This is a genomic window from Egibacter rhizosphaerae, assembly GCF_004322855.1.
Classification (GTDB): domain Bacteria; phylum Actinomycetota; class Nitriliruptoria; order Euzebyales; family Egibacteraceae; genus Egibacter; species Egibacter rhizosphaerae.
In genome coordinates this window covers 1,978,966-1,998,983 of record NZ_CP036402.1, presented here as the reverse complement: position 1 = coordinate 1,998,983, position 20,018 = coordinate 1,978,966, and the positions used below count along the sequence as shown (strand labels likewise).

Here is a 20,018-nt window from a genome sequence, read left to right as displayed (position 1 = left end):
GAGGCGGTGGTGCTTTAGCCCGCGCCGAAGCAGACGAAGCCCGACGCGCGCGGTGCCGATCCGTCGGCCCCGGTCCGCGACTGGGCCCGTGCGAGGGCGGTCGCGGGCTCCCGCCCCGACGCGAGTTCTGCGTGCACGTCGCCCATCAACGCGGCGGTCTCAACGTCCCCGACGGGGATCACCGAGGCGATGACCGATCGCGTGCCGAGGCCGAGCAGCGCCGCGGCCAGACCGCGCAGCTCGTCGCCGGCGCTGACGTCCGACAGTCCGGCGTCACAGGCCGACAGCACGAGGTGTGGGGGTGGCTGCCGAATCCGTTCGAGGTCGTAGACCATGAGCGGGCCGTCGGCGAGGCGCAGTGACGAGAACTGGGGGTTGTCGGCGCGGAACGTGCCGTGGGCCGCCAGGTGCCCCAGCGAGGCCGCATCGAGGTCGGCGAGCACCGTCTCGGCCGTCGAGTCGGCACCGGTCCGCAGGGTCGCGTTCGGGTGGTGATCGGCGATCGCGGCGAGTTCGTCGGCGGCGGCGGGCACGTCCGGCCCTTGCGCGAGCACGGGTGGGTCGGTGCCAGGTGCCGCCGCCGACTCGTGCGCCCGGAGCCACAGCTGCGACGAGGGCGCGACCGTGACCGGCCGACCGTCCAGTGACGGCAGCGTGCCCCACGGCAGGGCGTGGAGGGAGCCCGTCGGCACGACGACCAGCGGACGGTCGCCGACGTGGGAGCGAAGCTGGTCGAACAGCAGGCGGTCGAGCTCGTGCCGCGCGTGGTCGAACGCCGTGTGCGCCGCCGCGCGACCGGCTTCGGAGCCGCGCGGGTTCGTCAGTCGCCGCGCCGCGAACCGCACGGCGACGACCTTGCGGCTCACCGGGTCGTCGGAGCCGAGCGGAACGAGCGTCGCGCGCTCACCCACCACGACCACGGCATGCAGCGACCCGCCGACCCCCACGAACTCCACCAGCGCGCGGTCCCCGAGCCGCTGGTGGAGCGCGTCCAGCGACAGGTGTCCCGACGGCCCGGTCCCGGTGCCGCGGGCCTGGCGGGCGAGGTCGGCGACCTCGCGTTCGAGTCGGGTCTGCTGCTGGATGAGGTCGGTGGTGCCCTCGCCGGCGAGCGCGGCCCGGTCGAGGTCGCGCACTGTCTGACGCAGCCGACCCAGGGCTGACGCCAGTCGCTCGTCGTCGGGTGGGCGGGTCGGCGGGGTCGCGAGGCTCGCGGCGCGCGTGCGCTCCGCGGCCATGAGGACCCGGTCCGCGCGCTGCTGTTCCAGAGCGAGGTGGAGGCCGAACTGTGCCAACTCGGCACCGTGGACCGTGGTGTGGGTACGCAGGTCGGTGGCACCGAGGAGGTCCCGCTGGGCGTCCACCAAGCGCAGGCCCGCCTCGATCGCGCGACGTGCCCCGGTCCGGTTGCCGGCCGCGTGACGGCGGAGCGCCTCCGCGTGCCAGCCGTGCACCCGCGGCTCGAGGGGGCCGCGGTGCCGCCGTTCGCCGGCCACGCCGAGTTCCCGGTCGGCGATGATCGGGTGACCCAGCTCCAGGGCGAGGCGTCCCGCGGTCAGCCGCGCCTCCTGGGCGGGCGCCATCCATCCGGCGTCCTCGAGTTGGTCGGCGGCCCGCCGGATGCGGCCCAGCACCCCGCGGCTGTGCTCGCCCTGATGCCACGCGGCGCGGGCGGCGATGTAGCTCGCGAGGACGCGGTGGCGGGGCCGGCCCTGCTGGGCGAAGGTCCGGGCTGCGCGGTCGGCCTCGATCCGTGCCGTGTCGGGATCGTCGTCGAGGATCGCGGCATGGGCGAGCAGCAGGCGCGTCTCCGCGGCATAGCCGCGATAGCCGTGGCGGGTGAGCCGGGCGAGTCCCTGCTCGGCGGAGGCTCGGGCCTCGGCGAGGAGGCGGGCGGGTAGCAGCGCCTCGCATCGGTCCCGGAGGCCGATGGGGTCGACCTCGCCGCGCTCGTCGAAGAACGCGGCGGCCTTCCCGAACCATTCGAGCGCGGCGGGCAGGTCACCACGCTGGCTGCTGACGAGGCCGAGGTTCTGCTGGATGGTCGCCGCCAGGCGGGGTTGTCCCGACGAGCGGTGCAGGGACTCGGCCTCCCGGAGATCGGCCTCGGCGACGGCGAGGTCACCGCGGTAGCTGTGCAGCATGCCGCGGTTCCAGAGGGTGGCGGCCACCAGCTCGGTCTCGCCGGCGGCGCGCAGCACCGGCAGCGCCCGGTTGAAGTCGGCCAGCGCCGCGCCGAGGTCGAGACCCTGGGCCACCAGGACGGTGGCGCGCTGGAACTCGAGACGCGCCAGGTCCACCCCCTCGACGTCCTGCGCGGCGCGCGCGGCCTCCTGGAAGGCCGCCTCGAAGCGGCCCTGGAAGGCCAGGGTTCCGAAGAGGCTCGTGCGGGCGCGCGCGGCGACCACGCGTTCACCCGCCCCCTCGGCGGTCTCGACGGCGCGCGAGAAGTGCCGCAACGACAGGTCGAGGTCGTGATCGGCCCGGGCGGCGAGGCCCAGCGCCCGGTGGGCGATCGAACGCGACGCGGCGCTGGCCGGGTCGTCGGGTGGCGCCTCGGCGAGCACCCGTCCGGCGAGGTCGCGGGCGTGCTCGGGATCCTCGCGCGCGCAGTCGAGCGCCTGCGCGGCGAGATCCGCGAGGATCGCAGTGCGCTGGCCGCCGGTGGTCATGCGCTCCCGTGGGCTGAGGTGTCTGCGGGGATGAGGTCTCTGCCGGGAATGTGCCACGCCGCCGTGGTTCGTCCGATGTCGTTGGTGATCGCGGCGGCGACGCTGATACTGGTCCCCGGCAATCGGGCGCGAGGAGAGATCATGGCAAGAGGCGGGAACGCACACGACCATCGCGGACGCGGCCACCGGGGACACGAGCCACCACTGCCCCCGGGCGTGGCGGAGACGGTGGACCGCACCGCGGGCGACTACCTGTACGAGCCGGACCGGTTGGTCAGCACCCTCGACGACCTCCCGCGGGTCGAACGGTACCTGGACGAGCGACGCGGCACCTCGGTGACCGACATCGCGCGCCATGAGCGGCTCGGCGTGGCGCTGCTGGAGATCAAGACCGGTCGAGGCGCGGACGTTCCGACGATCGTCGACGAGCTGCACGCCCTGTCCGGCGGGCTCCGCGTCGGGCCCAGCCACGTGTTGGGGGTGAACGCGCACCTCGCGATGGTGCCCGTCGCGCCACCTCGCCCGGCACCGCCGCTGCCGCTGCGCGCCGACGAGCCCGGGCTGCCCGGCGAGGGGGTGCGGATCGCCGCCCTCGACACGGGCGCCTGGGCGCACCCGTGGTTCATGGGTCGGGTCGACTTCCGGTACCCCGAGGACCTCGACGTGCCCGACCAGGACGGCGACGGCCGGCTCGACTGGGCCGCCGGGCACGGGACGTTCATCGCCGGCACGATCCTGCAGTACGCACCCCGGGCGACGGTGGTCGCGCGGCGCCTGCCCGAGGATCCGGGGCCCGCGCCGAACCCGGCGCACCTGACCGACCTCGAGCTCGCCACGATGCTGCTCGACACCCCCGAGCTGCTCGCGTGCGACGTCCTGACCCTCTCGGTGGGTGGGTACACGCACGACGCGATGGGGCTGCTCGCGTTCGAGGGCGCGGTGGAGGCGTTGCGCGACTTGACGCCGGGCCTGGTGATCGTCGCCGGGGCGGGCAACGAGGGGGCGGCGCACCCGTTCTTCCCCGCGGCCAGCCCGCTCGTGGTGGGGGTCGGTGCGCTGGACAACGACGGTCGGCGGGCCTGCTTCTCGAACCACGGCTGGTGGGTGGACGCCTGCGCGCCCGGCGTGGACCGGCACAGCACGTTCCTGGAGTGGGACGGGCCCATGGCCCCCTATCCCGATCACCCCCCGGAGCCCTGCAAGGGCGAGATGGTCGTGGAGCCCCCGAAAGGCGACGTCGAGTTCACGGGAGGGGCGCGGTGGGACGGCACGTCGTTCGCGGCCCCCCAGGTCGCCGCGGTGCTCGCGGGGCTGATCAGCGAGGGCCGCAGCGGTCCTGAGGCGGTCGCGGACCTCCTCCACGACCCGTCGGCCCAGCGTCTGAAGGGTCTGGGCACGGTGGTGATCCCGGCTCGCGTCTGACCACTCGACGCAGAGCGTGTGTCACCGAACCGTGCTGGCGCCCCACTCCTCGGGATCCAGGTCGCGTACGCGTTGTGCGAAGCTCCACGAGTGCCCCTCGGGGTCCAGGCAGTTGTAGCGCCGGTTCTTCGGGAGTCCTGCTCGCACTTCGCGCGCCGCCCGCCCGTCGCCGGCGCACGTTGACGGAGGCGGCCTCCTTGGACCGGGGCGTACTAGCCTTCCGTCATGTCCACGCCCGCGTCGACATCGACGAGTGACCTCGCCGACGCCCTGGCTGCTCGGTTGCAGCGCGAACCCGACGTGCTCGTCGCCTACCTCTTCGGCTCGTGGGCGCGCGGTGAGGGGGGAGCCGTCTCGGACGTCGATGTGGCGGTGCTCCTCGGCGCCTCCCCGACCCTGGCGCGGTACGCCGCGCTCACCGCCGCCGTCGGCGAGGTCACCGGAAGCGAGCGCGCCGACGTCGTGGTCCTCGACGACGCGCCGATTCCCCTGGCCTATCGAGTGCTCCGCGACGGACGGCTGTTGTTCAGCCGCGACGAAGGCGCGCGCGTGAGGCACTGGGTGCGAACGGTGGACCGCTACCTCGACATGGCGCCGCTGCGGGCCGTGCTGCAGGAGGGGACGCGGCGACGGCTGAAGGAGGGTCGATTTGGTCGACCCTGAGGTCGTCACCCGCCGTCTGCGCGAGCTCGACCGCCGCCTGGCGCAGCTCGAACGGCTTCGCGAGCACGGCCGCGACACCTACGTGGCGGACGAGGCGGTGCAGGCGCAGGGCGAACGCCACCTGCAGGTGGCGATCCAGTGCGCGATCGATGTCGCGCTGCACGTGGCCGCGGAGCGTTCTGCTGCGACGCCGGAGGATTACGCGGACGCGTTCAGGGTCCTGGGCGAGGCGGGGGTGATCGACCGGGTGCTCGCGGGGCGCCTGGCCGAGGCCGCCGGGTTGCGCAACGTCCTCGTTCATGCGTACCTCACCGTGGATCCGGAGCGGGTCTGGGAGCACCTGGGCGGGTTGCAGGATCTGCGGGAGCTCGCCTCCGCGATCCTGGTCCTGCTCGAGGACGGCCCTCCGCGAGGGTGAGGTCGCGCCCGCGGGGTCAGTAGTGGTACGGGAACGCGGCCCAGTCGGGGTCCCGTCGCTCGAGGAAGGCGTCGCGACCCTCGGTGGCCTCGTCCGTGCCGTACAGCAGTCGGGTGGCCTCGCCGGCGAACAGCTGCTGGCCCACGAGCCCGTCGTCGAGCGCGTTCATCGCGAACTTGAACAGGCGCTGCGCGGTCGGTGACTTGCGGCACACCTTGTGCGCCCACTCGAGCGCGACCCGCTCCAGGTCGGCGTGCGGCACGACCGCGTTGACCATCCCCATCGCGTGCGCCTGCTCGGCCGAGTACTCGTCCCCGAGCAGGAACACCTCCCGTGCGCGCTTCTGGCCGATCATTCGGGCGAGGTAGGCCGACCCGAAGCCGCCGTCCACGCTGGCCACGTCGAGGTCGGTCTGCTTGAAGCGGGCGTGCTCGGCCGAGGCGAGCGTGAGGTCGCAGACCACGTGCAGGCTGTGGCCTCCCCCGGCGGCCCACCCGGGGACGACGGCGATGACGGTCTTCGGCATGAATCGGATCAGGCGCTGCACCTCGAGGATGTGCAGCCGGCCGGTGCGCGCCGCGTCGATGCCCTCGGCGGTCTCGCCGTCCGCGTAGCGGTAGCCGTCGGCGCCGCGGATGCGCTGATCGCCGCCGGAGCAGAACGCCCAGCCGCCGTCGCGGGGCGAGGGACCGTTGCCGGTCAGCAGCACGCAGCCCACGTCGGGTGACTGTCGGGCGTGGTCCAGGACCCGGTACAGCTCGTCGACGGTCCCGGGCCGGAAGGCGTTGCGGACCTCCGGGCGGGCGAACGCGACGCGGACCGCGCCGACGTCCCGGGCGCGGTGATAGGTGAGGTCGACGAGATCGAACCCGTCGACCTCCTCCCAGGCGGAGGCGTCGAAGAGCTCGGACACGCTCGGGTCGGGCACGGCGGGCCTTCCGATCGGCTGGCTCGGTGGCGGCCGCGGAGCGTCGGGCGGTCGACGCTGTCGCAGGCCGGCGCAAGCGTGCCATCGATCGGCGGGGCCTCGCGATCCGGGGTTCGCCGCCGGCCGGTTCCCCCGTGGTTGCCGGCGCGCCGTTACGTCTCGGCGGGTTCCGTGGCCCCGATGACGTGGGTGATCGGGATGTCCAGGTTGCGGCGGAGCTTGCTGACGAGGTCGAGACCCAGCCACTTGGAGACACTGGCCGGCAACGTCGACAGCAGGATCTCGTCGTAGATCGGACCGTCCCGCTCGATCGTGTCCAGGACCGCGTCGAACGGGCGGATGTCGCCGATCTCGCTCGTGGCCTCGGCGCCCATCTCGTGCAGTCGAGCGAGCATGTGCTCGACCCGCTGGGCCGCCTCGCCCTCGTTCTGCACTTCGGTGTACGCGCCGCTGCGGGGCTCGTGCGCCGCCGGCGCCAGGACGTGGAACCGGCACGGACCCGCGGTCATGCGCTCACGGACCTCGCGCCACAGCTCGGCGCGGCCCAGGGTGAGGTTCGCGACGATCAGGTATTGCCGCATGGTGCACCACCCCCTTCCGGAAGCGAGCGTACGGGTGAGCCGGTCCGCACGGAAGGGCACGTTTCGCCATTGTCGGTCAAGCGCGGGGCGCGTGCGTGGCCGCGAGGCGCTCGCGTGCGGCGGTCGGCAGGCGCCAGGCAGCGGCGACCGCGTCCTCCAGCGCTTCCCAGCCGCCGGGATCGTCGGGGTCGCCGGCGATGGCGCGAGCGATGGGATCGAGCCGCGCCGGCAGGTCCGGGTCGGGAAGGGGGATGCGGGCCAGCACCACGTTGTCGAAGTGCATCGTGCGGATGGCACGGTTGTACGCGGCGACGTGGACGAACCAGCTCGCGAGGTGGCTGAGCAGTAGGCCAGCGAGACCCCACGGCGGCAGGGTCCCGGTGCGGGGGAGCAGCAGGTTGACGGTGTCCAGGCATGGCCACGGCTCGGTCAGCACGGTGCCGATGAGGCACGCGTGGTCCGAGGGGCGGGTGCGGTGCGCCACGATGTTCTGGAACGCCGCCTGCGGGGGGTCGGCGCGCCGTACCCGGTCGGGCGGGCACGCCGCGAGGTCGAGCCGGCGGGTGGGGGCTGTCGGCCGCAAGGGGGCGAGGTCGCGGCCGGCGACGAGCGGTTCCGTGCCCGCGGCCGGCTGTGGTGGCAGGTGTCGCCCCCCTTGCGGGTGCGGTCCGTGGGGAGCGGTTGCGTCGCCGGTCGAAGACGGTGCGCCCGGCTCGAGGGCCCACGCCTGGGAGCCGGCGCCGCGGACGGTGCGCACGAGCTCGCCGAGCGGCAGGTCGGCGCGCCGGGCGAGGTGGGCGAGGAGCCGTTCGTCGTCGGCGTCGACCCCGGTGGGCAGGGTGCCGATCCGTCGCACGATGGCAGCGGGCACCGCGCGGCGCGGACGCCCGAGGCGCCCCAGTGAGACGGTCTCGCCCGGTCGACCGTCCGGGCGGGTCACGAGCACGACCTGTTCGAGCCGCACGTTGGTCCAGGCCCGCGTGACGTCCAGGACGTCGACGACCGACGGCTCCAGCCAGTCCCGCAACGGTGCCCACGTGTGCGCGTAGGTCAGCGACTTCGGCAGCACGAAGCCGACCCGCCCTCCGGACCGCGTGAGTTCGTGGGCGCGCACGAGGAACGCGGCTGCGGTGTTGCCGGCGCGCCGGGCGGGTGGGTAGCGTCGGGCGAGCCAGCGGCGCGAGGCGGGAGCGAGCGCCCCACCGTGCGGCGGGTTGCCGATGACGGCGTCGGCGGGGGCGGCGGTGATCTCGTCGCCCAGGGCATCCCCCACGGTGACGAGGTCGGCGACGTCGGCGGGACCGGGACGGTCCTCGCGGTCGAGCCACAGGGCCGCGCGAGCGAGCGCCGCGGCGGTCGGGTCGCGCTCGATGCCGTGCAGGCTGGCGGCCCCGCCGTGCTCGCGGAGCCGTCGTGCGGCCGCGAGGAGGAAGCGCCCCGACCCGCATGCGGGATCGAGCACGCGCACCGGCGCGCCGGCTGGCGACCCGCCGACGCTCGTTCCGGGGGTGGACAGGAACGGCTCCAGGGTGCGCTCGAGGACCGCGTCGACGAGCCCGGCGGGCGTGTACCAGGCTCCGGCGGCACGCCGAGCCCCGTCCCGGGCGCTCGTCGACGGCGCGGCGCGGTCGGGGCCCTCGAGCAGCAGGGTGTGCAGCTCGCCCAGCGGGCCGGCGATCAGCGTGGCGGGGTCGGTGTCGAGGGCCGTGCCGAGCAGCCCGGCGTCGATGTCGCGGGCCACGCGCTCCAGGGTCGACCCGTGCAGTCCGACGGGACCGGATGGGAACCCGAGCGCGGCCGCGCAATCCTGTCCCGCTTGGCGCTCGACGACCGCGCCGAGCACCGCGCCGACGACGCGGTCGCTGGGGGCGTCGCAGGTGCGTGCGATGTGCTCGACCCCGTCGAGAGCGGCGTCGAGGGGCGCCTGCGGCGGGGAGGTGGCTGACACTGCCGCGCAGCGTAGCGGGACGCCCGCGCCCCGCGGGCGAGGCGCTCGAGGGTTAGGCGACGCGGCGGATCGTGGTCGGCGGCTGGCTGCGGATCGAGTCGTACTGGACGTCCTGGCCCGTCCGCGGGGCGTGCATCATCTCGCCGTCGCCGGTGTAGATGCCGATGTGGTTCGCGCTGCCGCCCGTGCCCTCCCAGTACAAGAGGTCGCCGGGCTGAGCCTGCGACAGGTCGGGGACCTCCTGGCCGGCCCGGGACTGGTCCTTCGACACACGGGGCAGGTCGACACCGATGTCGGCGAAGGCCTGTTGCGTGAAGCCACTGCAGTCCAAGCCGACGTTCGGGTTCGTGCCGCCCCACTTGTACGGCACCCCGAGGTACTGCTCGGCGGCCGCGATGACGGGGTGTCCGCCCCCGCCGCGGGCCCCGGCGCCGCTGGTACCGGTCAACGCATGAGCGGCGTCGATCTGCGGCGCGCCTGCGGCGACCTCAGCGGGTGGGACCGGCGGCAGGCCCAGCATCTGCCCCAGGGTCGCCCCGGCGACGCTGTTCTGGATCGGGAGGTCGCTGGTGCCGGTCCTGGCGGCGGCCTGCGTCAGGGCGTCGGCGAACCCGTCACGGCCGTCACCGTCGGCGCGCTGGACGTCGGCAGCCGGGGATGGCGCCTGCGGCGAAAGGGCCTGCACCGTGGGCATGGAGTCTCCTGCTTGGTCTCACGTCGGCCCGCCCCGGTCGGTCGGAGGCGGCCCCGGTCAGGCCCGCCCCGTCGGCAGCGCCGGATCCGGATGAAGGAGTCGCGCAGGATTCCGTGCTGTCCGCGAGTCGTCCGTGGCGGAGGTCGCCTGTGTCGACGGAGGGGACGGACGAGCGCGGGGTTCTTAGGACACGGGGCGGTCGCCGTAGAGGTAGCGCGGGCCAGGGCCGAGGCGGCTCGCCGCGTCGCCGGGGTTGCGCAGCCCGCACCGGGCGAGGGAGAGGCACCCGCAACCGATGCAGCCGTCGAGTTCGTCGCGCAGGCCCTGGAGCAGCCGGATCCGCTCGTCGAGGAGTGCGCGCCAGTCAGCCGAGAGCCGTGCCCAGTCCTCCTGTGTCGGTCCGCGGTCGTCGGGCAGTGTCGCGAGCGCTCGACCGATCTCCTCGAGGGTGAGGCCCACCTGCTGCGCCGCTTGGATGAACGCGATGCGCCGCAACACGATGCGCTCGAAGCGGCGCTGCCCGCCCGACGTTCGGCTCGCCGAGATCAGCCCGCGCGACTCGTAGAACCGTACGGCCGACACGGTGATGCCGGCTCGCTCGGCCACGGTTCCGATCGACAGCGTCCCTTCGGCCATCGCGCGTTTAGCCCCTCGCGTGCGTCCCTCGGCGACCTCGAACTTGACCTAAAGCAAAGTTTAGGTCCTACGGTCTCGCGACGCGAGACGACAACTGGCGTCTCCACGGAGACGGAACCGGTTGGACGAGGAGGTCACCGTGCATTGGCCGCAGATGGGGGTCGAGGCGTTCGCCCACGCCGAGCATCGTCGGCTCTTGCTGGAGGCGCGCACGTTCCGGGAGGTCAGCCAGGCCGGAGCGGCAGCCAGAGCCGCCTCACCACGTCACGTTCGGGCGCGCCTCCCGGCGGTGCGGCGCACCGTCGGGAGGTGGCTCGTTGGGCTGGGCTGGCGCCTGGCAGGATCCGCATCGAGTACGCACCCTCCCGCGGCACCGACGCGCTCGGTGGAAGCGGCGGCTAGCGGTTGCGGGCGCGGGGCATCTTCATGCCGCCGGGCAGGGGCCCCTTCGGGATCGGGATGTCGCTCGACGGCAGCGACGTCAGCCGCTTGTTCACCGCCGCGACCTCGCGCTTCTTGAGCGCGCGCTTCTTCTTCATGAGGTGCTGACGGAGCTTTTCGATCGGCACCCGGCCGTCGCCCTCCCCGACGAGCACGGTGTGGATGGGCGTGTCGCCCACCACCCGCTTGGCCTTGCGCTCCTCCTGCTTGAGCAGGGTCCTGGTGCGCGCCGGCGCGCCTTCTCCCACCAGGACGACTCCACACCGGCCGACCACGCGATGCACGAGGTCCTGCTTCCGGCTGAACGCCACTCCGGCCGTGACGAGCCACTGGCCGCGCATCGACTCGAGGACGCTCGCGGCCGCGCCGGGTCGCCCGCGCATCGCGGCGAACTGCGCCTTGGAGGCGCGCTGCCCGAAGATGACCACAGCGAGCAGCAGCGCCAGCGGGACGGAGATCGCGGTGAGGAGCGGGAACCAGCCGACGAGCAGGTCGACCGCCACCAGCACGGCGAGCGTCGCGAGCGGGATGCCCAGCAAGAGGGGCAGGAGCTTGCGGTCCGCGTGCTTGGTCGCGACGAACGCCGCGCGGACCGTGCGCATGCGCGCGCGGATCGTGTCGGTGACAGCCATGCCCGAATGCTAGCGATCGCGGGTTGGTCCGTGGCGGTTACTCGCCCCCCTCCCGCGAAGGGCGTGGACGCAGCACCCCGAGGGCCCCGAGCCCGAGCGCGAGGAGTCCCAGCGCGGACAGTGGGACCCCGAGGGTCCGGGCCGGATCGTAGAGGCCTCCCGCGACGAGGAGGCCGATACCGGCGGTCGAGGCCGCCAGCCCGACGGCGGTGCGCACCCGTCCCCGCCGCGGAATCGGCTTGCCGGAGCGCTCAAAGCGTGCGAAGACCGCCACGAGGCCGGCCAGCGCCGCGGCGAGCAGGGCCCACCAGAGAGGGCGCATCGCCCACCAGGTGGCGTCGATCTCCGAACCCGCCGGCCACAGGCCGGTCGGGTAGGTGAGGGCGATGACGAGGACGAGTGCGGTCATGTGCCAGAGGTAGACCGTCATCGCCAACGACCCCCCGATGACGACGCGCGCCCACACCGCCGGGCGTTGCAGCCATCGTTCGGCGGGGCGGCGCAGCGCGAGGACGAGGCCCACCTGCGCCACCCCGAGCGCCGTGAGCGCCACGGTGGGTGGGGAGTTGTTCGAGCGCTCGTCCTCGATGCCGGTGCCGACCAGCGAGAGCGGGTAGTCCGCCAGTTGCGTGAGCGCTACGAGAGCCGCGAGCCCGGCACCGAGCAGGGTGAGCGCTGCCGGCACGCGCGTGGGCAGGCGCTCGGCGTACCAGAGGTACCCCAGCTGGTGGATCCCGGCCCAGACGAACACGAAGTTGGCCCAGCCGAGCAGGGGCACGCCGAAGAGATGGACGATGTCGACGAGGGCCGCCGCGACCGCGAAGGCGACCACCGCCCATGCTCCGAGCCGTTCGTGCAGCGCCCACGTCGTGGGGACGATCGCGCAGACCAGCAGGTAGGCCGCGAGGAACCACGCGGGGATGAACGCCACCTGCGTCCCGAGTTGCAGCAGGTCGCCGGGAACGCCGAGGGTCCCCAGGATCGCTGCCAGGGGTACCCAGAGGACGAGGAGCGGAAGGACCGGCCGTAGGAGCCGCCGGGCCCGCACCCGGATCCACTGCGCCCAGGGCTGGCCCCGCTGGCGGGCGGACCGCCACGCCGCCGCGTTCGCGTAGCCGCCCACGAAGAAGAACAGCGGCATCACCTGGAAGATCCAGGTCAGCCACTGCGTCCAGGGCTCCATGGCGAGCAGCGAGCCCGCCTCCCACCCGTCGTCGATGAGCACCACCGCGACGAGCCAGTGGCCCAGCACGACGATGCAGATCGCGAGCACACGGAGGAAGTCGGCGTAGCGGTTGCGGTCGAGCGGGGTCAGCTCGGCGATCCGTGCGGCCGTCAGGCGCTCCGCTGGATCCTGCGTCGTCCCCGCCTCGTCGGGGTACGAGGGCTCGGTCACGGAGCGGCAGCGTCGTGAGGGGCGGCCGGGCGGTCAAGCAGCACGTGCGCCGCGGGTGGTCGGCCGCGGCCGGGCGAGTGGGTGCGCTCGGCCCGGTTCACGTGGATGCCGGCGTGGCCCCGCGCTGGGCGAGCTGCAGCGAGATCAAGTGTCGCCGCAACCTGTCCTCGGCCGGCCGCGGGATCCCTCGGAAGGCCAGGCCGTAGCCGCGGAGTGGGGCGTCGCCGGTCTCGCGGTCCTCCCGCACGACCTCCGCCGACAGCTCGATCTCCCCCTCCTCGGTCGAGACCACGAGCGTCACGTGATCCCCGCACACCAACGTGGCGCCGTCGGGACGGCGGATCCGGGCGCCGGTCTCGCTCAGGTCGGCCAGCTGCGCGGGGAGGGGGTCGCCCTCGGCCCGGTCGGCGGGGAGCAGCCTGGCCCACACGGTGACGGGCACCCGCACCGCGTCGCGGCGCTGCACGATCTCGGGGCCGCGGGGCAGGGCGAGTGCCCAGGTGGGCACCGGTTCCTCCTCCGCCGCGATGAGTTCCGCGTCGGCACAGCAGAGCCCGCGTTCGTTCGCCCACGTGATCTCGACGACGTCGCCGGGGCCGGCTCGGGCGGCGCCGCTGCCCGCTCGTCGCGGCGCGGACACCACGAGCGCCATGGTGCCGTCGGCCAGCCGAGCCGTGTCCTCCACCCGCGAGCGAGCGGGGCCGTCCCACTCGTCGCGCGCGAGCTCGACGCGTTCGTTGATCTCCGGGTAGATCTGGTTTGCCGTCATCGTCGTCCCGCCAGGTTCTTCGGGCATGCGGGGAACGCACGCGGGCGGTCACGATGGGTGATCACCATCTCGCCCCTCGTTGCGTCGGCGAGTGTCGGCCCAGGTGTAGCAAGGGTCGAGGGCCGATCGGACACTTCGGCGGCGTGAGGTTCTTGACGGACTCACGCATACTTGGCGTAGGGCTGTCAAGCCGGGGCCGAAGCCGCCGGTCCACGGCGAGCGGGGGACGCGATGACGGCCGTAAGGAGCGCCATCATGGCTGTGGAACTAGTGCACTGGCCGGCCGAGGCCGAGCATCTCGACAAGTTGCGGGCCGAGGGCACCCCACGACTGCTGCTCGTCGAGGACGACGCCATCCCCCCCGAGGTGACCGACTGCCTCGAGGACTGGGTTCGGATCCCGGCCATGGAGCGGGACATCCTGGCCCGTACCGCGACGCTGACCTCCCGAGCGGTGCGCGGGGAGGTCTCGTTGCGTCCGGAGCTCGACAGCGCGGGAATCCTGCGGTACCGCGGGGACTGGGTCAGTCTCGGCCCGGTCGACACGGCGATCGCCCGGGCACTGATCGAGCGGTTCGGGGAGCTGGTCGAACGCGACGATCTGGTCGCGCGCGCCTGGCCCGGGGCCTCGGATGCACGGAACAACCTTGACGTCCAGATCATGCGTCTGCGCCGGCGCCTCGCCCCGCTCGGGCTGCGGATCCGGACGGTGCGAAGCCACGGGTACGTGCTCGGCACGGCGAGCCAGCCCACCTTCCGCGATCGAGCCGGCAGGGCGGACAGCGTTCAGTGATGCGCGGTGCCCCCTGGGGTGGCACCGGCCTGCTCGGCGCCCGCGACGGTGAGTCGCACCCTGCCGCGTCCGGCCCGCCTGACCCGTCCGACCCGCCTGGCCCGTCCGACCCGCCTGGCCCGTCCGACCCGCCTGGCCCGTCCGACCCGCCTGAATGGGCCGGCGAGGCCTCGGCCGTGAGAGCCGCAGTGCGTGCGTAGACTCGGGGTGCGCGACGCGGCGGGACGACGTCAGGGGCAGCGACCGTGGAGTTCAACGAGACCGTGATGGCAGCGCTCGCGGGCGGTGCGGCGCTGTGCGCGCTGGCCGCGCTGGCCATCGCGGTCGTCTCGCTGATGCGCGCGCGGCGTGTGCAACGCGCCTACGCGGTGTTCAGCCAGGGGCGCAGCGAGGACGTGCTCACCCTCCTGCGGCGCCACATCGACGAGGTCACGGCGTTGCGGGGCGAGGTCGTGGGCATCGAGGACCGCGTCGACGGGTTGCGCCGGCTGCTCTCGGGCTGCGTGAGCCGCGTCGCCACGGTGCGCTACGACGCGTTCGACGAGGTCGGTGGCCAACTGTCGTTCTCGAGCGCGATGATCGACGAGCGCGGTGACGGCGTCGTGTTCACCGCGATCCACGGCCGCAACGACTCCCGGTCGTACGCGAAACCGATCCGGGCCGGCGAGAGCCAGTTCCACCTGAGCGACGAGGAGCGCCAGGTGCTGCGTGTCGCGCTCGAGACCGGTCCGGTCGCCCCCGTGTCGTCCTCGAGCCAAGGAGACGCGCGATGACCAGCACCCGCGAGCCGTCGCGTCCGCGGGAGGAGCGCCCGGCGGGGCCCCGAGTCGCGTTCCTCGGCCCCGAGGGCACGTTCGCCAGCGAGGCCGCGCGCCTGGCCGCCCCCGACGCGGCGCGCGACGCGCTCTCGTCGATCGGGGAGATTCTCGACGCCGTTCGCGCGGAGACCGCCGACCTCGGCGTGGTCCCCCTCGAGAACTCGATCGAGGGGTCGGTGAACCTCACGCTCGACGAGCTCGCCTTCGGGGAACCGGGTGCGATGATCCGCGGCGAGGTCACGCTGCCGGTCACGATGAACCTGCTCACTCGCCCCGGCAGCCAGCTGTCGGACATCAAGGCCGTGCGCAGCCAGCCGCACGCGCTGGCGCAATGCCGGGAATGGCTGGAGACGCACCTGCCCGCAGCCCAGCACGATGCCTCCACCAGCACCGCGGAGGCCGCGCGCGAAGCCGCCGAGAGCGACGGAGCGGTCGCCGCCCTGGGCACGCAGCTCGCGGCGGAGCTCTACGGGCTCGGGGTGCTCGCCCGGGACGTGCACGACTATCCCGGCAACACCACGAGGTTCGTCCTGCTCTCCCGGTCCATGCACCCGGCCACCGGCGCGGACAAGACGTCCCTGGTCGTGTTCTTCGGGGAGGACCGCCCCGGCCTCCTCCTGCGGATCCTCGAGGAGTTCGCGCTCCGCGGGATCAACCTCACCAAGATCGAGTCGCGGCCGACCAAGCAGCAACTCGGCGAGTACTGCATCTTCATCGACTGCGCGGGCCACGTGAGCGACGCGCGGGTCGGTGAGGCGCTGCGCAGTGTCCACCGGCACGTCGCCAACCTGCGCGTGCTCGGCAGCTACCCCCGTGCCGATGCCGTGCGCGAGACGCCCCCCGTCACCGATACCGAGACGGCCTACGAGGACGCGCGACAGTGGTACGAGGGCCTGCTCAGTCAGGTCGGAGAGGCACGGGGCGGATCCATCGACGGCGGGTTCGCCGGTGGCGCCGGGGAGCGCCGGGACGGCTGATGCGCGCGTCGCACCGTGGGCTCCTCGTCGCGGTCGCCGTGGTGGCGGCCGTCGCGGCCGCGGGCATGGTGGCGCTGTGGCCCGATGGGGACCGGGAGCTCGAGGGAGTCGGTGCCGAGGACGCCGGCATCCAGGAGGAGGCCGCGCCCGAGGACGAGGCGGAGCTCCTGGACGCCCGGATCCTCGAGGTCACCGAGCGAGCCGACGAGTTCGACGACCCGACCCTCCTGCCGGGTGCGGCGATCGTCGACATCACCGCCGAGACCGAGGGCGGCGAGGTCGTCACGTTCGAGATGGGCGACGACACCGGCGACACGTTCGCCGAGGGGCAGCGGGTACGCCTCGCCGAGGTCGGGACCGCCGACGGGGAGACGTCCTACTACGTGGCCGACTTCCGGCGTGGCCCGCAGATGGCGCTGCTCGCCGGCTTGTTCGCCCTGGCGGTCATCGCGCTCGGCCGCTTCCAGGGCGTGCGGGCGCTGGTCGGCCTCGGGCTCTCGTTCCTGGTCATCATCGGCTTCATCGTGCCGGCGATCCTCGACGGCTCCGACCCCGTGTGGGTCGCGCTCTTCGGCGGTCTCGCGGTGATGATCATCACCCTCTATCTGTCCCACGGGGTGAGCGCGAAGACCAGCGCCGCGATCGTCGGCACCGCTGGCGCGTTGTTGCTGACCGTGGGTCTCGCCGCGGGCTTCATCGAGGCTGCGCAGCTCACCGGGTTCACCGACGAGGACGCCCGACTCGCGAACTACCAGGTGGGTGGGCTGTCCCTGCAGGGGTTGCTGCTCGCCGGGATCATCATCGGTGGGCTCGGAGTACTCGACGACGTCACGATGTCGCAATCGGCGACGGTCTTCGCGCTGCGACGCGCCGACCCGACCCTGGGCTACGGCGAGCTGTTCCGCTCCGCGCTCGCGGTCGGCCGCGACCACGTCGCGGCGACGGTCAACACGCTGTTCCTCGCGTACGCGGGCGCGGCGTTGCCGCTGCTGATCCTCTTCTCGACCGCGACCGACCCGGCGAGCCAGGTGCTCACCAGCGAGATCGTCGCGGTCGAGGTCGTGCGGACACTGGTCGGCTCGATCGGGTTGATCGCCGCCGTACCGTTCACGACCGCGCTGGCGGCCGCCGTGGCGCGTGAGGAAGCCGACGACCTCGCGGACGAGGGGTCCGAGCATGACGCCGAGGGGGCCGTGCTCGCGGCTCCCGAGGAGACCTCGCAGGCTGGCGGTGCGACCCCGGCACCGCGGTCCACCCCCCCACCGCCGGACGGCGCGGCGCGGGTCGGGCCGGCGGCCGGGTCGCTGACCGAGGACCTCGTGAACCCGGTCGACGAGACCGGCGAGGAGGACCTCTGGGTGCAGCGCCTGCGCGACGCGTACCAGATCGACGACACCGCCGGCGACGGGACCGAAGGGCCGCAGGATCCCGGCCGCGGCCCCGCCGGGACGTAGCCGTCGCATCGGGGGCCGCGTCGACCTCGTTCAGGTCGGTGCCGCGATGCCTCCTGCTAGCCTCAGGTCCATGATCGACATCCGGGCGTTGCGCGATGATCCCGACCGCGTCGCGGCCGCGTTGGCGCGCCGGGGCGTCACGCGCGAGCAGGTCGACGAGGTGCTCGCGCTCGACGTCCAGCGGCGCGCGCTCATCGCCGAGGGCGACCAGCTTCGTGCCGAGCAGAAGCAGAAGTCCCGCGAGATCGGCGCGGCCAGCGGCGACGACAAGCAGCACCTCATCGACGAGGTCAAGCGCGTGTCCGCGCGGCTCGACGAGCTCGAACCGCAGCAGACCGAAACCGAGCAGCGACTCGAGGCGTTGCTCGCCCGCGTGCCCAACCTCCCCGAGGACGAGGCGCCGGACGGGGAGGACGAGGAGGACGCGGTCGAGCTCGCGCGGTTCGGCACGATGCCGGACATCGACCAACCACGCGATCACGTCGAGCTCGGCGAGGCACTGGGGCTCATCGACCTGCCGCGCGCCGCGAAGGTGAGCGGCGCCCGCTTCTCGTACCTGATGCGCGACGCGGTGCTGCTCGAGTTCGCGCTCGTGCGCTACGCCATGGATCGCCTCATGCCCGAGGGCTTCGTGCCGGTGATCCCTCCGGTACTGACCCGCGAGGAGGCCCTGTACGGCACCGCCTTCCTGCCCGAGGGCGCCGAGCAGATCTACGAGATCGAGAAGGACGAGCTCTACCTGGTGGGCACGAGCGAGGTGCCGCTCGCGGGGCTGCACATGGACGAGATCCTCGACGACGGCGACCTGCCCGTGCGCTACTCGGGCTTCTCGACGTGCTTCCGCCGCGAGGCCGGCACGTACGGCAAGGACACCCGCGGCATGTTCCGAGTCCACCAGTTCGACAAGGTCGAGATGTTCAGCTTCTGTCGGCCGGAGGACTCGGCCGCCGAGCACGAGCGGCTGCGCGACCTGCAGGTCGATCTGCTCAGCGGTCTCGGGCTGCACGGGCGCGTCGTCGACATCCCGACCGGCGATCTGGGCGCCTCGGCGGCGCGCAAGTTCGACTGCGAGGTCTGGCTGCCGGGGCAGGGCCGGTACCGCGAACTGACCAGCGCCTCGAACTGCACCGACTATCAGGCCCGCCGACTGCGGGCGCGCTATCGCGACGCCGACGGCGAGAATCGCCTGTGCCACACCCTCAACGGCACGGCGATCGCCGTCGGACGCACGATCATCGCCCTGCTCGAGACCCACCAGCGGCCCGACGGACGGATCACGGTCCCCGAGGCGCTGCACGCCTACCTCGGTGCCGAGGTCATCGGATAGCACGATGCCGGTCGCGGGCGTCGATCTCGGGGGAACGAACATCGCAGCCGCCGTGGTCGACGACGCCCACCGGATCATGGGGCGCGCCCGCCGTCGGACCCCGACCGAGGGGCCGGAGTCGGTCGTGCGTGCGATCACGCGGTTGGTGGGGGATCTCGACCCGGCGCCCGAGGCTGTGGGCGTAGGGGTGCCGGGTCCGATCCGCGAGGGGGTCGTGCAGACGGCGCCGAACCTGAGCGGCTGGCAGGGTCGCGTCCCGGTGCAAGCACAACTGGAGGCCGCGCTCGGTCTCCCCGTCGTCGTCGACAACGACGCGAACGTCGGAGCCCTCGGCGAGTGGCTCGCCGGTGCGGGCCGCGGCGCGCGATTCCTGCTCGGCGTATGGCTCGGGACCGGGATCGGGGCGGGCCTCGTGCTCGACGGTCGGCCGTACACCGGGGCGTTCGGGGGTGCTGGCGAGATCGGGCACGTGGTCGTCCAGCGGGGCGGAGACCTGTGCGGCTGCGGTCGCCGCGGCTGCCTGGAGGCCTACGCGGGGCGTGCGGCGATGGAGCGGATCGTGGTCGGCCACATCGAGGCGGGGCGCGAGACCGTGCTGCCCGAACTGCAGGCGCAGAAGGGCAAGCGGCGGATGACCAGCGGCGTCTGGGCGGAGGCCCTCGAGCGTGGCGATGCCGTGGCGGTGGAGGTGTTCGACGACGCGATCGACGCCCTCGGCGTTGCGCTCGGGGGAGCGGTCAACCTGCTCGATCTCGACGCGATCGTCGTCGGTGGCGGGGTCGCCGAGAAGCTGGGCCCGCCGCTGGCCGAGCGGCTCGAGCGTGCGATGCAGGAGTGGCTGCTCGTGCCCGACGTCGATCGTCGGGTGGTCGTCGCCGAGCTCGGCGACGACGCGGGTGTCATCGGGGCGGCGGCGCTGGCCCGGGAGCGCGTCCTGACGGCCTGAGTGGTGCCGGGCTGAGCGCCCCGGGGCGCGCCGTGACGGTCTGGGTCGTGTCGGGCTGAGCGGCCCGGCCGTCCCGCCCGGTCGGTCGGTCACGATCCTGCCGAGCCGTCGTGTCTGCCGAGCCGTGGTGCGGTTACCCGCGCCCGCGCGGGTAACCGCACCACGGCTCGGCAGGGGCGGTTGTGGGGTGCGCCCGGCGACCGCTCGGTGTGCGGTCACCCGCGCGGGCGCGGGTAACCGCACCACGCCGTTGGCCGCGCAACCCGGGCGCGGGTAACTGCACCGTGAGCGTCGTGAGGGGAGTCGGAAGCCGGAAAATTCCCCCGAAAGGGGGAGCCCGGAATCCGCCCACCTGCGGAGGCACGAGGCCTGCGCTGTGCGATGCTGTGACTCGGCGGTCGGCGCTGGTCGGGAGAGGGTCGACCGCCGCGACCGGAACCGTGTCCGTGGGGGTCGCGGTCCCGGTCCTGCCCGACGCGGCGTTCGCTCCACGAGCGGGCGCCG

At 73.4% G+C, this 20,018-nt stretch carries 18 protein-coding genes; 9 read left to right on the top strand and 9 right to left on the bottom strand.

Annotation, left to right across the window (positions count from 1 at the left end):
• Nucleotides 1–14: 14 nt before the first annotated feature.
• Nucleotides 15–2,672: a CHAT domain-containing protein gene (locus tag ER308_RS09300; protein WP_165491944.1), complete on the bottom strand. Its 2,658-nt coding sequence runs from the start codon at nucleotides 2,670–2,672 to the stop codon at nucleotides 15–17.
• Between the two features lie 141 nt (nucleotides 2,673–2,813).
• Here ER308_RS09300 and ER308_RS09295 point away from each other — a divergent pair, with 141 nt between their 5' ends.
• From ER308_RS09295 to hepT, 3 genes are all read left to right on the top strand, one after another.
• Nucleotides 2,814–4,094, top strand: a complete 1,281-nt coding sequence (locus ER308_RS09295) for a S8 family peptidase (protein WP_165491943.1) — start codon at nucleotides 2,814–2,816, stop codon at nucleotides 4,092–4,094.
• Between the two features lie 225 nt (nucleotides 4,095–4,319).
• On the top strand, nucleotides 4,320–4,757 hold the full coding sequence (gene mntA / locus ER308_RS09290) for a type VII toxin-antitoxin system MntA family adenylyltransferase antitoxin (protein WP_131154720.1): 438 nt from the start codon (nucleotides 4,320–4,322) through the stop codon (nucleotides 4,755–4,757).
• A complete protein-coding gene (hepT, locus tag ER308_RS09285) occupies nucleotides 4,744–5,175 on the top strand; it encodes a type VII toxin-antitoxin system HepT family RNase toxin (RefSeq protein ID WP_131154719.1) in 432 nt (143 codons plus the stop codon). Before mntA ends, hepT begins: the two co-directional genes overlap by 14 nt.
• A gap of 16 nt (nucleotides 5,176–5,191) precedes the next feature.
• Here the strand turns inward: hepT and ER308_RS09280 are convergent, their stop codons facing one another.
• The 8 genes from ER308_RS09280 to ER308_RS09245 all read right to left on the bottom strand — a co-directional run bounded on the left by ER308_RS09280 (nucleotide 5,192) and on the right by ER308_RS09245 (nucleotide 13,200).
• On the bottom strand, nucleotides 5,192–6,103 hold the full coding sequence (locus tag ER308_RS09280; RefSeq protein ID WP_131154718.1) for a 1,4-dihydroxy-2-naphthoyl-CoA synthase: 912 nt from the start codon (nucleotides 6,101–6,103) through the stop codon (nucleotides 5,192–5,194).
• A 152-nt stretch (nucleotides 6,104–6,255) separates the two neighbouring features.
• Nucleotides 6,256–6,684: a hypothetical protein gene (locus ER308_RS09275; RefSeq protein ID WP_131154717.1), complete on the bottom strand. Its 429-nt coding sequence runs from the start codon at nucleotides 6,682–6,684 to the stop codon at nucleotides 6,256–6,258.
• Between the two features lie 76 nt (nucleotides 6,685–6,760).
• Nucleotides 6,761–8,632 (bottom strand): N-6 DNA methylase, encoded by a 1,872-nt coding sequence (locus ER308_RS09270; protein ID WP_131154716.1) that lies wholly within the window; start codon nucleotides 8,630–8,632, stop codon nucleotides 6,761–6,763.
• A gap of 52 nt (nucleotides 8,633–8,684) precedes the next feature.
• The gene (locus tag ER308_RS09265) at nucleotides 8,685–9,326 is read right to left on the bottom strand and encodes a C40 family peptidase (protein ID WP_131154715.1); all 642 of its coding nucleotides are present in this window, start codon (nucleotides 9,324–9,326) and stop codon (nucleotides 8,685–8,687) included.
• A 183-nt stretch (nucleotides 9,327–9,509) separates the two neighbouring features.
• On the bottom strand, nucleotides 9,510–9,962 hold the full coding sequence (gene soxR / locus ER308_RS09260; protein ID WP_131154714.1) for a redox-sensitive transcriptional activator SoxR: 453 nt from the start codon (nucleotides 9,960–9,962) through the stop codon (nucleotides 9,510–9,512).
• Between the two features lie 398 nt (nucleotides 9,963–10,360).
• Complete coding sequence (locus ER308_RS09255) at nucleotides 10,361–11,035, bottom strand: DUF4191 domain-containing protein (protein WP_131154713.1); 675 nt, start codon at nucleotides 11,033–11,035, stop codon at nucleotides 10,361–10,363.
• Between the two features lie 37 nt (nucleotides 11,036–11,072).
• Nucleotides 11,073–12,431, bottom strand: coding sequence for an acyltransferase family protein (locus ER308_RS09250; protein WP_131154712.1), 1,359 nt, complete (start codon nucleotides 12,429–12,431; stop codon nucleotides 11,073–11,075).
• 97 nt (nucleotides 12,432–12,528) lie between these two features.
• The gene (locus ER308_RS09245) at nucleotides 12,529–13,200 is read right to left on the bottom strand and encodes a flagellar brake protein (RefSeq protein ID WP_165491942.1); all 672 of its coding nucleotides are present in this window, start codon (nucleotides 13,198–13,200) and stop codon (nucleotides 12,529–12,531) included.
• Between the two features lie 255 nt (nucleotides 13,201–13,455).
• On the opposite strand from ER308_RS09245, the gene ER308_RS09240 reads away from it, so the two are divergent.
• The 6 genes from ER308_RS09240 (at nucleotide 13,456) to ER308_RS09210 (ending at nucleotide 19,514) form a co-directional block, all read left to right on the top strand.
• Nucleotides 13,456–13,992, top strand: a complete 537-nt coding sequence (locus ER308_RS09240) for a helix-turn-helix domain-containing protein (protein ID WP_165491941.1) — start codon at nucleotides 13,456–13,458, stop codon at nucleotides 13,990–13,992.
• Nucleotides 13,993–14,258: 266 nt separating this feature from the next.
• Nucleotides 14,259–14,765 (top strand): DUF4446 family protein, encoded by a 507-nt coding sequence (locus ER308_RS09230; protein WP_131154708.1) that lies wholly within the window; start codon nucleotides 14,259–14,261, stop codon nucleotides 14,763–14,765.
• Nucleotides 14,762–15,787, top strand: a complete 1,026-nt coding sequence (pheA, locus tag ER308_RS09225) for a prephenate dehydratase (protein ID WP_131154707.1) — start codon at nucleotides 14,762–14,764, stop codon at nucleotides 15,785–15,787. Before ER308_RS09230 ends, pheA begins: the two co-directional genes overlap by 4 nt.
• Nucleotides 15,787–17,241 (top strand): YibE/F family protein, encoded by a 1,455-nt coding sequence (locus ER308_RS09220; protein ID WP_131154706.1) that lies wholly within the window; start codon nucleotides 15,787–15,789, stop codon nucleotides 17,239–17,241. The genes pheA and ER308_RS09220 overlap by 1 nt, the downstream gene beginning before the upstream one ends.
• A gap of 70 nt (nucleotides 17,242–17,311) precedes the next feature.
• Complete coding sequence (gene serS / locus ER308_RS09215; RefSeq protein ID WP_131154705.1) at nucleotides 17,312–18,568, top strand: serine--tRNA ligase; 1,257 nt, start codon at nucleotides 17,312–17,314, stop codon at nucleotides 18,566–18,568.
• A gap of 4 nt (nucleotides 18,569–18,572) precedes the next feature.
• Nucleotides 18,573–19,514, top strand: coding sequence for an ROK family protein (locus ER308_RS09210; protein WP_131154704.1), 942 nt, complete (start codon nucleotides 18,573–18,575; stop codon nucleotides 19,512–19,514).
• Nucleotides 19,515–20,018: the final 504 nt, after the last annotated feature.

Coding starts and splice junctions, on each gene's coding strand:
- serS (WP_131154705.1), top strand. CDS start 17,312: ATGATCGACATCCGGGCGTTGCGCGATGATCCCGACCGCGTCGCGGCC.
- pheA (WP_131154707.1), top strand. CDS start 14,762: ATGACCAGCACCCGCGAGCCGTCGCGTCCGCGGGAGGAGCGCCCGGCG.
- ER308_RS09265 (WP_131154715.1), bottom strand. CDS start 9,326: ATGCCCACGGTGCAGGCCCTTTCGCCGCAGGCGCCATCCCCGGCTGCC.
- ER308_RS09255 (WP_131154713.1), bottom strand. CDS start 11,035: ATGGCTGTCACCGACACGATCCGCGCGCGCATGCGCACGGTCCGCGCG.
- ER308_RS09300 (WP_165491944.1), bottom strand. CDS start 2,672: ATGACCACCGGCGGCCAGCGCACTGCGATCCTCGCGGATCTCGCCGCG.
- ER308_RS09245 (WP_165491942.1), bottom strand. CDS start 13,200: ATGACGGCAAACCAGATCTACCCGGAGATCAACGAACGCGTCGAGCTC.
- soxR (WP_131154714.1), bottom strand. CDS start 9,962: ATGGCCGAAGGGACGCTGTCGATCGGAACCGTGGCCGAGCGAGCCGGC.
- ER308_RS09210 (WP_131154704.1), top strand. CDS start 18,573: ATGCCGGTCGCGGGCGTCGATCTCGGGGGAACGAACATCGCAGCCGCC.
- ER308_RS09240 (WP_165491941.1), top strand. CDS start 13,456: ATGGCTGTGGAACTAGTGCACTGGCCGGCCGAGGCCGAGCATCTCGAC.
- ER308_RS09275 (WP_131154717.1), bottom strand. CDS start 6,684: ATGCGGCAATACCTGATCGTCGCGAACCTCACCCTGGGCCGCGCCGAG.
- ER308_RS09220 (WP_131154706.1), top strand. CDS start 15,787: ATGCGCGCGTCGCACCGTGGGCTCCTCGTCGCGGTCGCCGTGGTGGCG.
- ER308_RS09230 (WP_131154708.1), top strand. CDS start 14,259: ATGGCAGCGCTCGCGGGCGGTGCGGCGCTGTGCGCGCTGGCCGCGCTG.
- ER308_RS09295 (WP_165491943.1), top strand. CDS start 2,814: ATGGCAAGAGGCGGGAACGCACACGACCATCGCGGACGCGGCCACCGG.
- mntA (WP_131154720.1), top strand. CDS start 4,320: ATGTCCACGCCCGCGTCGACATCGACGAGTGACCTCGCCGACGCCCTG.